The sequence below is a fragment of the Cupriavidus sp. 05T313 genome (genome assembly GCF_056396665.1).
Window position 1 is genome coordinate 1 of sequence record NZ_JBFTLX010000513.1, and the last position, 1,301, is coordinate 1,301.

Consider the following 1,301-nt stretch of genomic DNA (forward strand, 5'->3'; position numbering starts at 1 on the left):
CGCCTGAACGAAGAAGCCGAAGCCTACAAGGCGCGGGTGACCGCCCAGGCCGAAGGCGATGCCTCGCGCTTCCGGCAGGTCCAGGCCGAGTACGCCAAGGCCCCGCAGGTGACGCGTGACCGCATCTACATCGAGACCATGCAGCAGATCTATACCAATTCGACCAAGGTGCTGGTGGATTCGCGCCAGGGCAACAATCTCCTCTACCTGCCGCTGGACAAGCTGATGGCGCAGTCGCAGGGCGGCACGCCGGGTTCCGGCACCGCGCAGGCGCCCGCGGCCGGCAGCAGCACGCCTGCCGCGCCGGAAGCCGGTAGCGATACCCGGTCGCGCGAGCTGTTGCGCAACCGTGACCGCGATTCGCGCTGAGGAGCCCCGACATGAACCGACTGATTTCCGTAGTAATCGGCCTCTTCATCGTGCTGGCGATCGGCTCGTCGATGGTATTCGTGGTGGACCAGCGGCAGTACGCCGTGGTGTTCGCGTTTGGCCAGATCAAGCAGGTGGTGAACGAGCCTGGCCTGCACTTCAAGCTGCCACCGCCACTGCAGAACGTGATCTTCATGGACCGCCGCCTGCTGACCATCGACGTGGCCGCCTCGGAGCGTTTCCTGACCGCCGAGAAGAAAAGCATGGTGGTGGACTGGTTCGTCAAATGGCGCATCACCGATCCACGCAAGTTCTACGTGGCCTTCAATGGCAACATCCGTGGCGCGCAGGACCGCATGACCCAGCGTATCGACTCCGTTGCCCGCGAGGAATTCGGCAAGCGCACGGTGGCGGAGCTGGTGGCCGGCGAGCGTGAGAAGGTGATGCAGAATATCCGCTCCGCGATGGCCGACTACGCCCAGTCCGTGGGCGTCGAGATCATCGACGTGCGCCTGAAGCGCGTCGACCTGCTGCCCGCGATCAGCGAATCGGTGTATCGCCGCATGGAGGCCGAGCGCAAGCGCGTGGCCAATGAGCTGCGCTCCACCGGCGCCGCCGAAGGCGAGAAGATTCGCGCCGATGCCGATCGCCAGCGCGAAGTCGTGCTGGCCGAGGCCTATCGCGATGCGCAGAAGATCAAGGGCGAGGGCGATGCCCGCGCCTCGCAGATCTACGCAGAATCGTTTGGCCGCGATCCGCAGTTCGCCCAGTTCTGGCGCAGTATGGAGGCCTACCGCAATACGTTCCGCGACAAGCGCGACGTGTTGGTGCTGGAGCCCAATTCCGACTTCTTCCGCTATATGCGGTCGGCGGGCGGCGCCGCGGCGCCGGCGGCAGTGCCTCCGGCGAGCCGTCGCTAAGCTGGGCGGCCA

The 1,301-nt window shown here is 65.6% G+C and carries 1 protein-coding gene and 1 pseudogene; both read left to right on the plus strand.

Features of this window, described 5'->3' with window-relative positions:
- A pseudogene (locus AC1DKD_RS41345) lies at positions 1-369 on the plus strand (FtsH protease activity modulator HflK); the annotation flags it as partial.
- Positions 370-380: 11 nt separating this feature from the next.
- Positions 381-1,289, plus strand: coding sequence for a protease modulator HflC (gene hflC, locus AC1DKD_RS41350; protein WP_441632055.1), 909 nt, complete (start codon positions 381-383; stop codon positions 1,287-1,289).
- Positions 1,290-1,301: the final 12 nt, after the last annotated feature.

Excerpts from the sequence above, each read along its gene's own strand:
- hflC (WP_441632055.1), top strand. The coding sequence starts at position 381 with ATGAACCGACTGATTTCCGTAGTAATCGGCCTCTTCATCGTGCTGGCG.